The organism is Natronococcus roseus (genome assembly GCF_043677095.1).
Taxonomy (GTDB): Archaea; Halobacteriota; Halobacteria; order Halobacteriales; family Natrialbaceae; genus Natronococcus; species Natronococcus roseus.
Map to the genome: position 1 here is coordinate 310,761 of NZ_JBHLJR010000006.1, position 11,813 is coordinate 322,573.

Below are 11,813 nucleotides of genomic sequence, written 5' to 3' on the forward strand. Positions count from 1 at the left end.
GTCGATCGTCGTCGCGGTCGGCGACCGTCAGTCGTACGTCAACAGCACCTGGATCGTCGACTCGGGCCGGTTCTCGAGGCGCTCGTAGGCCTCGTCGGCGTCCTCGAGCGGGAACTCGTGGGTTATCAGTCCGGGGAGCTCGAGCTCCCGAAGTCGATCCCAGGTCGTCTCGTGACGGCGGTCTCGATCCCACCGCCCGGAGAGGTCGGGCGCGATGGTGCTCACCTGGCTGCTCCGGACGTCGATCCGATTGCGGTGGAAGCGACCGCCGAGGTCGACCGTCGCCGGCTTCGTCCCGTACCACGAGCCGACGAGGACCCGACCGTCGAACCCCGTCGTCGAGATCGCGTCGTCGAGCGCGTCGGGGTTGCCCGACAGCTCGTAGGTGAGATCCGCCCGTCCGCCGGCGACCTCGTCGAACCGCTCGGCGGCGTCGCCTCCCTCGGGATCGAGCGCCCGATCCGCGCCGAACGTCGCTGCGAGTTCGCGGCGCCGCTCGTACCGGTCGAAGACGACGAGTTCCTCGAGGGGGAAGCGGGCGAGCAGCGCCGTCGTCAGGAGGCCGACGACGCCCTGTCCGAACACGGCTACCCGTTCGCCCAGCAGCGGACGGCCATCGAGGACGAACGTGGCCGCCGTCTCGAGGGTCGCAAAGAGCGCGGCCTCGCGGGGGTCGACGGTCTCCGGAATCGGAAGCAGTTCGTCGGGGGAGCGACAGAAGTGGCTCTCGTGGGGGTTGTACGCGAACACCTGGCGCTCGAGCCAGTCACCGTCGACCCGGTCGCCGACCGCGGTGACGGTGCCGACGGCCGCGTAGCCGTACGAAAGTGGGTAGGACAGATCCCCGTTGAGAGCGTCGAGTTCGGCGTCGGCTTCGAGATCGGCGGGTGCCTCGCCCCGGTAGAGCAGTCCTTCTGTACCGGCGCTGATCGCCGAGACGGCCGTTCGGACCCGCACCTCGTCGGGGCCGGGTCCCGGAACCGGGGCGGTCCGAACGGCTACCGAGCCGGGGGCGGTAAAGGAGAGTCGACGCGCGTTCATCCGCCCCTCCCGGGGTCGGCGTCGACGTCAGCGGAGGCGTCCGGTTCGTGGTGGGGAGCAATCACGGTACGGGACGGTTCCGCGGGGAGATACTTGGTCGTTGTCCGTGCTACGGTAGGTCGTAGCCACAGACGGCGAGCCAGTCCCGACAGAAGTTCGCGAGGAACGGCACCGTGACGACCGCGGCGACCGCGTAGGAGATCGACCGTCCGGGGACCGGCGCCAGCGCGAGCCAGACGGCGGCCATCGCCAGCGCGCCGAGCGGGCGCCGCACCCGGCTGGGCGGCAACTCGAGGACGGGCCGGCCGCGTCGCCGTCGCCACCACGAGCCCAGCACGAACAGGTACCGCGCCGCACCCACGGCAAGGAACGCGAGCGGGACCGCGTCGGCGACGACGGCGACGACCGAGCCGACGAGGACGACCAGTCCGTCCATCTCGACGTCGAGTCGCGCCCCGAGTTCGGTCGTCGAATCGGTCGCCCGCGCGAGGAGGCCGTCGACGGCGTCGAGCCCGGCCGCGAGCGCGAACAGAACCGCCGGCGCCCACGCGGCCGGGCCGTCGGGCGTCGGGACGACGAGGAAGCCGGCCAGAACCGCGACCGCTCCACCGCGTGCGAGGGTCACCCACGTCGCGGATGTAAGCGGTCGGGTGCTGGCGCGATCGATCGTTCGGAACAACAGCACGGATTCGAGGACGAGAACGCCCGCGACGATCCCCAGAAAGGTGATCGTCGGTCCATTTGGCCAGATCATCTCGAGGGCGAACAGCGCGAGGAGCGCGGCCGTGACACAGCCCGCCGTGGCCCGTCCCCACTGGGGGACCGTCGGGCGTCGTCGCTCGAGGGGATCGGTCGTCACGGCTCTCGCTCCCCACGGGCCAGCAGAACGACGAGCGCGACGATCAACAGCGTCTGTGCGACCTTGTCGACCGCGCCGGCGGCCGTGACGTCGGCGATTCCCGTCGGCTCGTTGACGACGTACCAGAGGACGATCTGGGCGCCGGTAAAGGGAATGCCGACGAGATAGACGAGACGGCGTCGGCGGTCGGTGAGGACGAACCAGAGTCCGAGCAGGAACCCCGCGGTCGCGACCAGGAAGGCGCCGCCCATCCAGTGGGGCAGAAAGGAGAGTCCGAGGAGCAGGTGGACCGCGGCGGTCACCGCCGCCAGCCCGATCGCCGCCCAGTGGGTCGGCGTGAGCGACTCGAACTCGAGGTCGGCGGCGGGGTCGGCCATACCGAACGTACCGGAGGCGGGGAAAAACGCCTTTCGGCGCGCGGGCTCGTCGCCCGGCTACGGGCCGGAGACACACGGGCAGGACAGTTCGACGGGTTTAAGTCCGGCATCCCACTTCGTTCAACAGAGACAGGCGCAGCCTGTTTCACTGACCCGTAGGAGCACTCCTGCGTACTACGGAGGTGAACGATGGCAGATTCGGATATTCAAACAGCAGTCACTCGCGCACTCGAGGACGCACCCGATCGGAACTTCACCGAGACGGTCGACCTCGCGATTAACCTGCGCGATCTCGACCTGAACGAACCGTCGAACCGTGTCGATGAGTCGGTCGTCCTGCCGTCCGGAACCGGCCAAGAGACCAAGATCGTCGTCATCGCCGAGGGCGAGACCGCAGTCCGCGCCGAAGAGGTCGCGGACGAGGTACTCTCGGAGAGCGACGTGGCCGATCTGGACGACGACGAGGCCAAAGACCTCGCGGACGAGACTCAGTTCTTCATCGCCGAGGAGGCGATGATGCAAGATATCGCTCGATACCTGGGTACCGTCCTGGGTCCTCGAGGGAAGATGCCGGACCCGCTCGGTCCCGACGACGACGTCGTCGAGACCGTCAACCGGCTCAAAAACACCGTGCAAATCCGCTCCCGGGACCGCCGCACGTTCCACACGCGCGTCGGTGCCGAGGACATGGACGCCGAGGACATCTCGGACAACATCGACGTGATCCTCCGGCGCCTGCACGCCGACCTCGAGAAGGGGCCCCAGAACATCGATACCGTCTACGTGAAGACGACGATGGGCCCGTCCGTGGAGGTGGCCTGAGATGAGCGCAGAGGCCGAGCGCAAGACCCAGAACCTTCCCCAGTGGAAGAAAGAGGAGGTCGACGAGCTCAGCGAACTCATCGAGAGCTACGAGAGCGTCGGCATCGTCGGCATCGCCGGCATTCCGAGCAAACAGCTCCAGGACATGCGTCGCGACCTGCACGGCAGCGCCGAGCTGCGAGTTAGCCGTAACACCCTGCAGGTCCGTGCGCTCGAGGAGGCCGACCTCGACGACCTCGTCGAACAGATCGAGGGACAGGTCGGGCTCGTCGGTACGAACGACAACCCGTTCGCGCTCTACAAGGAGCTCGAGGCGTCGAAGACCCCCGCCCCGATCAACGAGGGCGAGGTGGCGCCCAACGACATCGTGATCCCCGAAGGGGACACCGGTGTCGACCCGGGGCCGTTCGTCGGTGAGCTCCAGAGCATCGGCGCCAACGCTCGGATTCAGGACGGCTCGATCAAGGTCATGGAGGACTCGACGGTCCTCGAGGCCGGCGAGGAGGTTACCGCCGACCTCGCGAACGTCCTCAACGAGCTGGGTATTGAGCCCAAGGAAGTCGGGCTCGACCTTCGCGCCGTCGTGGCCGAAGGGACCCTCTTCGACCCCGAGGATCTCGACATCGACGTCGAGGCCTACGAGAGCGACATCCAGGCGGCGGCCGCCGGCGCCCGGAACCTCTCGATCAACGCGAGCTACCCGACCGAGGCGACGGCGCCGACCCTCATCGCCAAGGCCACGGGCGAGGCCAAGAGCCTCGGCCTGCAGGCCGCGATCGAGGACGAGGCGCTCATGCCCGACCTCGTCGGCAAGGCCGACGCGCAGCTTCGCGCGCTCGCGGCCCAGATCGACGACGAGGAGGCCCTGCCCGAGGAACTGCAGGGCGTCGAGGCACCCGCCGAGTCCGCGTCGGCTGACGACGCGGACGAGGACGACGAATCGGCAGACGACCAGGAAGCCGAGGCCGACGAGGCCGACACCGACGATGACGACGACGACGAGGACGGCGGTGGCGGCGAAGGGCTCGGTGCGATGTTCGGATAACTAACTCGAGGTAACTACAATGGAATACGTTTACGCTGCACTCATCCTGAACGAGACGGACGAAGAGATCAACGAAGACAACCTGACGAACGTGCTCGACGCCGCCGGCGTCGACGTCGAGGAGTCCCGCGTCAAGGCGCTCGTCGCCGCGCTCGAGGACGTCGACATCGACGACGCGGTCTCGGAAGCCGCCGCCGTCCCCGCTGGCGGTGCCGCCGCTGGCGGCGCCGCCGCGGGTGGCGCTGCAGCCGACGAGGGCGCAGCCGACGAGGAAGCCGACGAGGCCGGCGAGGCCGAAGCGGAAGAAGAAGACGACGACGACGACGAAGACGAGGAGGCCGGCGGCGAGGGCCTCGGCGAACTCTTCGGCTAAGTCGCGACGCGACGATTTCGACTGATCCCGTATTTTTCGAGCTGCTACGTTTCAGCGGTAGCGCCGCGCAACGGATCGGTGCTCGAGTTTAAATCCGAAGCCGGGGCCAACGACGGCGATGGTCGAGCTCGTCGGAGATCCGGGGCTGGCGCTACACCTGCTCGCCTGGATCCTCGCGGGCTCGGCACTGGGTACGCTGAGCGGGCTCGTACCGGGGCTCCACGCCAACAACTTCGCGCTGTTGCTCGCCGGGGTCGCCCCCGCGGTTCCCGGGCCGCCGCTGTTCGTCGGCGCGGGAATGCTCGCGGCCGGCGTCGTCCACACCTTTCTGAACGCCGTGCCCGCGATGGCGCTCGGCGTTCCCGACGCCGAGATGGCCGTCACCGCCTTGCCGGGCCACCGGATGGTGCTCGCGGGGAGAGGGTACGAGGCGATCCGCCTCTCGGCGCTCGGCAGTCTGCTCGCCGTCCTCGTCGCGATCCCGCTCGCGGTGCCGATCACCTGGGGCGTGACCGCGGCGTATCCGACGATCAGGAGCAACCTCTCGCTGTTGCTCGCGGCGATCGTTGTCGCGTTGATCGCCTCCGAGCGGACCTGGCGCGGCCGAGCCGGCGGAGCGCTCTCCTTCGGGCTCGCGGCGATCCTCGGCGCGGCGACGCTCGATCTCTCACCTGACGCGCCCCTCGAGGCCGGAGGCACCCTCGCACCGCTGTTCGCGGGGCTGTTCGGCGCGCCCGTGCTGATCGACGCGATCCGGGGCAGCGGGATCCCGTCCCAGGAGTCGGCGACGATCGCGATGCCGCGCTGGCTCGTCGGCGCGACCGCGCTCGCCGGCGCCGTCGCGGGCGCGGTCGTCGGCTACCTGCCGGGGATCTCCGCTGCGATCGCCGCCGTCGCGGTGCTCGTGTTCGTCCCTGGCGACGCGGGCGATCGGGGGTACATCGTCGCCACCAGCGGGGTCGACACGGCGAATACCATATTCGCGCTGTTCGCCCTGCTCGCGATCGGTCAGCCCCGAACCGGGGTGATGGTCGCCTTCGAGAACGTCGGCGCACCCCTCGAGCTTCCCGTCCTGCTGTCGGGCGTGCTCATCGCCGGCGTCGTCGGCTTCGTCGTCGTGATTACCGCGGGGGACGCCTACCTCGAACTCGTCGGCCGGACGGAGTACTGGAAGATCTCGGCGGCGGTTCTCGGTCTGCTGGTCGTCCTCTCCTATCTCTTCACCGGCCTTCTCGGGATCCTGGTCTTCGTCGTCGCGGCGGCGATCGGGATGGTTCCGGTTCGGCTCCGGGCCAGACGGGTCCACCTGATGGGGGTGCTGATCGGGCCGCTGATGCTCGGCGTCTAACGGTCAGTTGCGGTGCGACGTAGCATCGACCCGTCAGCCGGATACGTTTCCGCGTATGCAAATTATTAATAGTTAGGAATGGTGTCGCACGACTCGAGCATCCATGGTTGACGCTACTATCGACGTCCTGTACCGCGGCGGACTCGAGTGCGACCAGAACTACATGATCGAGGGACAGACGCTCGCCAGTCACGACGAGCCGAACCCGGACCTCGACTACGATGAGATCCCGGTCTGGAACCTCGTCACCGCGAGCGACCCCGAACGGTTCGCCGAGGTCGCCGAGATGCTCGGCGCCGACACCGACGGCGTCGGAACGCGGGCGGCGGCCGACCTGGCCAGGTCGGAGTACGTCCGGCTCCAGCAGGACCTGAACGTCATCCCGAGCGGGCTCGCCGAACTCGCCGACGTCGACGAGGAGGACGTCGACTGGCTCGCGAATCAGACGGTCGAGACCCAGCAGCGGCTGTTGCGGTGTAACCCTCGACCCGTGACCAAGGAGGACGCCGCCGACATCTTCCGGGACGCACTGCACAACTGGGAGTGACGTCCGCCCCGTCTCACGATCCCGCTGTTCCTCGAGCCGCGACGAGCTCCTCGACCCGTTCGCTCGAGACTGGATTCGTCGTCTCGCCGCCCTCCTTGAGTGCCGTGCCGACGACGACGCCGTCGGCGCCGGCTGCGAGACAGTCCCCGAGCGTCTCGCTCGTCACGCCGCTGCCGACGAGCACCGGCACCTCGAGCCCGTGTTCTGAAAGCGTCTCGGCGACGCGTTCGACGTCCTCGAGGGCCGTCTCCGCGCCCGTTCCGGGCCCCGAGACGATCACGCCGTCGGCACAGCCCCGCTCTGCGGTCTCGAGGGCCGCCAGTCCGATATCGTCCTCGCCGACGGGCGCCGCGTGCTTGACGTGGACGTCTGCAAGGATCGCGACGTCGGCAGCGATCCGCTCGCGGAGGCGCACGGTCTCGTGGGCCCGGCCCTCGAGGACGCCCTGATCCGTGGCGGCGGTTCCGACGTGGACGTTGACCCGGACGAAGTCGGCGCCAACGGCGGCGGCGACCGACAGCGCGGCCTCGGCGTCGTTGCGGAGGACGTTGACTCCCACCGGGACGTCGACCGCGTCGGTCAGTTCGGCTGCGATAGCGGTCAGCTCCGCGACGGTGTGGGTCGGCACGTCCTCGGGGTAGAACGGTGCGTCCCCGAAGTTCTCGACGACGATCCCGTCGATCCCGCCGGCCTCGAGCCGACGGGCGTCCTTGAGAGCTCGCTCGCGGATCGCCTCCCGACCGTCGTCCACGTCGTACCCCGGCGCGCCGGGGAGCGGGGGAAGGTGTACCATTCCGATAACGGGACGGGAGGCGTCGAAGCGCTCGAGGAAGTCCCTGGTCATACCGGCACTGTTCCCGCGACCCGAATAAGCGGTCCGTTCTCCCGTCTCACACCGGCAAACGCGTCGGCCTCCGGGGTGGTTAACCCTCGAGAGCCGTAACGACGACTGATGTCAGAGCTGTTCTCGACGCTGTCGCTGCGCGATCTGGAGGTACCGAACCGGCTCGCCGTCTCGCCGATGTGCCAGTACTCCTGTGAGCCAGACGGGCTGGCGACGGAGTGGCACCGGGTCCACCTCGGCAGCCGCGCCGTCGGCGGCGCCGGGATCGTGATGACCGAGGCGACGGCCGTCGAACCCCGCGGGCGGATCACGCCCGCCGACCTGGGGATCTGGAGCGACGAGCACGCCAAGGCGCTCGAGCCGATCGCCGAGTTCGTCCGCGAGCAGGGCGGCGTCCCCGCGATCCAGCTCGCTCACGCGGGCCACAAGGCCAGCAAGACCCGTCCGTGGGATGGAAACGTCCCGATCCGACCCGAGGAGGACGACGAGGCCTGGGAGGTGCTCTCGCCTTCGCCAGCGGGCTACCCGCCGTTCGACGGTGACGACCCCTCGATCCGGAAGGCGACTCACGACGATATCGAGGGCGTGATCGACGCCTACCGGACCGCGGCCGAGCGCTCGCTGTCGGCCGGCTTCGAGATCGCCGAGGTCCACGCGGCCCACGGCTACCTGCTCCACGAGTTCCTCTCGCCGGCGACGAACCGCCGCGAGGACGAGTACGGCGGGAGCTTCGAGAACCGCACGCGGCTCGTCCGCGAGGTGACCGAGGCCGTCCGGGAGGTCTGGCCCGACGACAAACCCGTGTTCGTGCGGATCTCGGGCACCGACTGGCTCGACGACCGCCCCTCGTGGGACATCGAGCAGTCCGTTCGACTGGCCGGGGAGCTCGAGGAGCTCGGCGCCGACCTGATCGACGTCAGTTCGGGCGGGCTCCACCCCGACCAGAACCCGCCCGGCGGACCGAACTTCCAGGTCCCCCTGGCCGAGCGGATCCGGGCGGAGACCGGGATCGCCGTCGGCGCGGTCGGCGGAATCACCGAACCCGAGCAGGCCGACGCGATCGTTCGGAACGGCCGCGCGGATCTCGTCCTCGTCGGACGAGAGTTCCTGCGTAACCCGTACTTCGGGCTCCGGGCCGCCGACGAACTGGCGGATGAGCCCGAGTCCTGGCCGATCCAGTACCGACGCGCCGTCGAGTAGCTCGGGCCGGCTCGAGTACTCGAGTCGAACTCGGATCGCGGTCGAACCGCTCCCGCTTTCCGGGAGTCATCGATAACGTTCTGGCTCCTCGATACCAAGGGTGGGTATGACGCGACCGACGCGACGAACGGTGCTAAAGGGTGTAGGTGCTACTCTCCTCGTGACGGCGGCCGCCGGCTGTTCCAGCAACGGCGACGACGACGGCGGCGCCGAGGAGACCGAGGACGGCTACGAGATCGAGCCCGGAACGACGATCCACTTCGAGGGGCGGACGAGCGGCTGGGTCGGTATCGAGCCCGAAGCGATCGAGGACGAGCAGAACCCGACGCTGATCCTCGAGGAGGGAGAAGAGTACGAAGTCGGCTGGCCGGAGGGAGACGGCGTCCGGCACAACATCGAGATCTGGGACGAGGACGGCGACGTCGTCGACGATTACGAGACCGACCTCACCGACGACCCCGGCGACGACCAGATCCTCACGATCACGGCCACCGAGGAAATGGCCGCCTACCGGTGTCGACCCCACGGCAGCATGGAAGGCGAGATCCGCGTCGAGTAGCGCTTTTCCGACCGGATGGGGTGGTTATCCGATCGAACCTCGAGACGAATCGACCGGCACGCGACGCCGAACGGCTCGTGACGGCGACCGACACGGACCTCAGTCGTCGGTCGTCGAGATTCCCGCCTCCTCGCGAGTCCCGCTCTCGATCCGGAACCCGTCCCCGCGCGGCGAGTGAACGCGATGGGGGTAGGGGATCGAGATCCCCTCTCGGTCGAACGCGTCCGCAACGGCCTCGATGACCGCGGTGCGGGCGTCGTGGGTGCGGCGCTTCGTCGGGTTCCCGATCCAGACGTGACACTCGAGCAGGATCGAGGAGTCGCCGAACGCCTTCGTGACGACCTGGGGGTTCGGCGAACTCTTGATTATCTCGAGGTCGTCGACCGCCTCGACGATGATCGCTCGAGCCTGCGAGACGTCGGCGTCGTAGTCGACGCCGACTTCGACCTCGACGCGGAGCTGGTTGTTCCGCGAGTAGTTCGTCAGCTGACTGCTCGTCACCTCGTCGTTGGGGACGAGGACGTGTTTATCGTCGAATGTCTGGATCTTGGTCGTGAAGATGGTGACGTCGGTAACGATCCCGTTGGTTTCGTTGACCTCGATCCAGTCGCCGACGTGGAACGGCCGGGAGAACAGCAGGACGAAGCCCGCGAGCATCGCCGCCAGCGTCTCGCGGGCGGTCAGCGCGACGATCGCCGTAATCGCCCCCGCGCCGAGGAAGATGTTCGTGAGGTTGATCCCCCACAGCGAGAGGACTACCGTCGCCGCGGCGGCGATGATCGCGACGTCGGCGACGTGGTGGGCGACCTCGCTCTGGTGTTTCGTGAGCGCTCGCGTCTCGGCGAGCGTATCGATCGACCGGTTGACAAAGCGGATCGCCAGGTACGCGGTGGCGGCGATCCCGAGCGTGGTGATCTGCTGGGCGGCCTCCCACCGGTCGATCGTCGCCGACTGAAGGGTGAACTCAAGGACGAATAGCACCTCCCAGATCGCGCTGAAGCTGTAGACGACGACCGCGACGACGAGTCCCAGAATGAGAAGCGACACTACCTCGCCGAGTTTCGGCCCATACCGACGGTGGAGCGCGTCGTAAACTCGAGAGGCGCTTGCGGCGCCGAACAGGATCAGGATGACAAGCAGGGTCGTTGCGAGTAGCTTCGGACCGAGCGTGTCGAGGTACGTCTCCTGAATCCACTCGACAGCGTCGGGCTGGAGCACCAGCTCGAGCGGGAGCGACGACGGGAGGGTGGAGGGATCGACGGCCATGAAAGCGGAACTTGTCAGACGAACGGGGGTCCGCAAATGAAGCTCTTGCGGTCCGACGGCGGGCGGATCGCTCCACCGGCTCGCCGACGCCGTCGACGCTACTCGTCGTCGGCCCACTTGATCGAACAGCCCTGAGAGGGCTGCCACTCGAGGTCGACGTCCTCGTCGGCGAGGACGCTTTCGATGGCCTCGCGGATGTGGAATCGGGTCGGCTCGTCTTCGGGATTCAACGCGTCGTCGAGTCGGCCCTGGTAGACCAGCCGGAACGTACCGTCCTCGCGACTGAACAGGAACGGATCCGGCGTACAGACTGCGCCATAGGCTCGAGCGACGTCCTGGCTCTCGTCCCGGAGGTAGGCGTCGTATCGGATCGTCCCGTCGTCGACGTACTCGCGCATCTTCTCGAGGGAGTCTTCGGGGTACTCCTCGGCGTCGTTGGGATTGATCCCGACGACCGACACGTCGTCGTACTCGTCGGCTAGCTCGTTCAGCAGGTCGAACTTCGCCTCCGCGTACGGACAGTGGTTGCAGGTGAAGACCACGAGCAGCGCCTCGCTGTCGGCGAACTCCTCGAGCGTGTGCGTCTCGCCATCCGCGCCCTCGAGTTCGAAGTCGGGGGCGGCGTCACCGGCCTCGAGTTCGGAATCGGACTGGAGTGCCATACCCGCACGTAACAGCCATTCGCCCTTATAGGATACGCCGTCGGCCGTCGAGTCGCCGTCGCCGCGTCGGGACCGACCGTCCCCTGGCGACGCCCCGCTCACTCACGTTATAGTATTCTGCACTGAGGCTCCAGGAATATATTTGTACCAGCAGGATGACTGGTTCGGTATGCAGACACTCGAGGTAACCGACGACCAGTACGCGATCATCCAGCAGCTACGCGAGGAGATCGGCGATCACGTCGTCGGCAAGTACGGCCACGTCCGGGAACGCGACGCCGTGCAGTTCCTGATCGACAATCTCCACGACGAGCTCGAGCTTGAACCCGGAACCGCGGGCGACGACGTCGAGGTCGGCGAGGACGTCGCCGCCGACGATGGCACGGACCTGCAGACGGTCTCGTACGACGAGACGGAGTCGGTCGACGAGGAACGCGACGCCGAACCCGTCGAGAACCGGAATGCCTCCGCCGTCGACTCCGACGAACCGATCGACGGCGACGGATCGAATGCGGAGCCGGTCGTCGGCGAGGACGCCGACGGCACGGCCACACCCTCCGACGAGGGGCTCGCGGGAACGCCCGGCGTGCCGGCCGACGGCGATCCTGGCGACGACTCCGAACCACTCGAGGACGGCACGGACAGTGACGACGACCCCGAACCGGTCGGGGACGGCACGGACGGCGTCGCCGACGACGACGAGATGTTAGACGAGATGATGAACCTCCTCCGGACCCACGAGGACAAGTGGGAGGAGGCGTCGTCGGGCGACGCGAGGTACGCCGTCACGCTCCCGGACGGCTCAGTCGAGACGGTCCAGACGAAAGACGACGTTCGCGCGCTGCTGTTCAAGAACTACCGGTAGGGACG

13 protein-coding genes and 2 pseudogenes are annotated in these 11,813 nt (G+C 67.9%); 9 read left to right on the forward strand and 6 right to left on the reverse strand.

The features are described 5' to 3' along the window. Positions 1-27 precede the first annotated feature (27 nt). From ACFEMD_RS17795 to ACFEMD_RS17805, 3 genes are all read right to left on the reverse strand, one after another. Complete coding sequence (locus ACFEMD_RS17795; RefSeq protein ID WP_394742612.1) at positions 28-1,041, reverse strand: zinc-dependent alcohol dehydrogenase; 1,014 nt, start codon at positions 1,039-1,041, stop codon at positions 28-30. A gap of 109 nt (positions 1,042-1,150) precedes the next feature. Then, a complete protein-coding gene (locus ACFEMD_RS17800; RefSeq protein WP_394742613.1) occupies positions 1,151-1,900 on the reverse strand; it encodes a CDP-alcohol phosphatidyltransferase family protein in 750 nt (249 codons plus the stop codon). Beyond that, positions 1,897-2,277, reverse strand: coding sequence for a hypothetical protein (locus ACFEMD_RS17805; RefSeq protein ID WP_394742614.1), 381 nt, complete (start codon positions 2,275-2,277; stop codon positions 1,897-1,899). The genes ACFEMD_RS17800 and ACFEMD_RS17805 overlap by 4 nt, the downstream gene beginning before the upstream one ends. Before the next feature lie 189 nt (positions 2,278-2,466). Between ACFEMD_RS17805 and ACFEMD_RS17810 the strand changes: the two genes are divergently transcribed. From ACFEMD_RS17810 to ACFEMD_RS17835, 6 genes and pseudogenes are all read left to right on the forward strand, one after another. Next, positions 2,467-3,099, forward strand: coding sequence for a 50S ribosomal protein L1 (locus ACFEMD_RS17810; RefSeq protein WP_394742615.1), 633 nt, complete (start codon positions 2,467-2,469; stop codon positions 3,097-3,099). 1 nt (position 3,100) lies between these two features. Next, positions 3,101-4,144, forward strand: a complete 1,044-nt coding sequence (locus ACFEMD_RS17815; protein ID WP_394742616.1) for a 50S ribosomal protein L10 — start codon at positions 3,101-3,103, stop codon at positions 4,142-4,144. Between the two features lie 19 nt (positions 4,145-4,163). Next, complete coding sequence (gene rpl12p / locus ACFEMD_RS17820; RefSeq protein WP_394742617.1) at positions 4,164-4,517, forward strand: 50S ribosomal protein P1; 354 nt, start codon at positions 4,164-4,166, stop codon at positions 4,515-4,517. A 118-nt stretch (positions 4,518-4,635) separates the two neighbouring features. Beyond that, complete coding sequence (locus tag ACFEMD_RS17825; protein ID WP_394742618.1) at positions 4,636-5,865, forward strand: tripartite tricarboxylate transporter permease; 1,230 nt, start codon at positions 4,636-4,638, stop codon at positions 5,863-5,865. Positions 5,866-5,968: 103 nt separating this feature from the next. Beyond that, positions 5,969-6,112, forward strand: a pseudogene (locus tag ACFEMD_RS17830) (N-acyl homoserine lactonase family protein); the annotation flags it as partial. A gap of 3 nt (positions 6,113-6,115) precedes the next feature. After that, positions 6,116-6,412, forward strand: a pseudogene (locus tag ACFEMD_RS17835) (hydroxyacid-oxoacid transhydrogenase); the annotation flags it as partial. Between the two features lie 13 nt (positions 6,413-6,425). On the opposite strand, the gene ACFEMD_RS17840 reads toward ACFEMD_RS17835, so the two are convergent. Next, positions 6,426-7,256 (reverse strand): BtpA/SgcQ family protein, encoded by an 831-nt coding sequence (locus ACFEMD_RS17840; protein ID WP_394742620.1) that lies wholly within the window; start codon positions 7,254-7,256, stop codon positions 6,426-6,428. A 108-nt stretch (positions 7,257-7,364) separates the two neighbouring features. Between ACFEMD_RS17840 and ACFEMD_RS17845 the strand changes: the two genes are divergently transcribed. Beyond that, the gene (locus tag ACFEMD_RS17845) at positions 7,365-8,456 is read left to right on the forward strand and encodes an NADH:flavin oxidoreductase/NADH oxidase (protein ID WP_394742622.1); all 1,092 of its coding nucleotides are present in this window, start codon (positions 7,365-7,367) and stop codon (positions 8,454-8,456) included. A gap of 106 nt (positions 8,457-8,562) precedes the next feature. Next, a complete protein-coding gene (locus tag ACFEMD_RS17850; protein ID WP_394742623.1) occupies positions 8,563-9,015 on the forward strand; it encodes a cupredoxin domain-containing protein in 453 nt (150 codons plus the stop codon). Between the two features lie 99 nt (positions 9,016-9,114). On the opposite strand, the gene ACFEMD_RS17855 is transcribed toward ACFEMD_RS17850, so the two are convergent. Together ACFEMD_RS17855 and ACFEMD_RS17860 are read right to left on the reverse strand one after the other, a co-directional pair. Further along, complete coding sequence (locus ACFEMD_RS17855) at positions 9,115-10,281, reverse strand: mechanosensitive ion channel family protein (protein WP_394742624.1); 1,167 nt, start codon at positions 10,279-10,281, stop codon at positions 9,115-9,117. A gap of 98 nt (positions 10,282-10,379) precedes the next feature. Continuing rightward, the gene (locus ACFEMD_RS17860) at positions 10,380-10,943 is read right to left on the reverse strand and encodes a thioredoxin family protein (protein WP_394742625.1); all 564 of its coding nucleotides are present in this window, start codon (positions 10,941-10,943) and stop codon (positions 10,380-10,382) included. 169 nt (positions 10,944-11,112) lie between these two features. Here ACFEMD_RS17860 and ACFEMD_RS17865 point away from each other — a divergent pair, with 169 nt between their 5' ends. Continuing rightward, the gene (locus ACFEMD_RS17865) at positions 11,113-11,808 is read left to right on the forward strand and encodes an ICP22 family protein (RefSeq protein ID WP_394742626.1); all 696 of its coding nucleotides are present in this window, start codon (positions 11,113-11,115) and stop codon (positions 11,806-11,808) included. Positions 11,809-11,813: the final 5 nt, after the last annotated feature.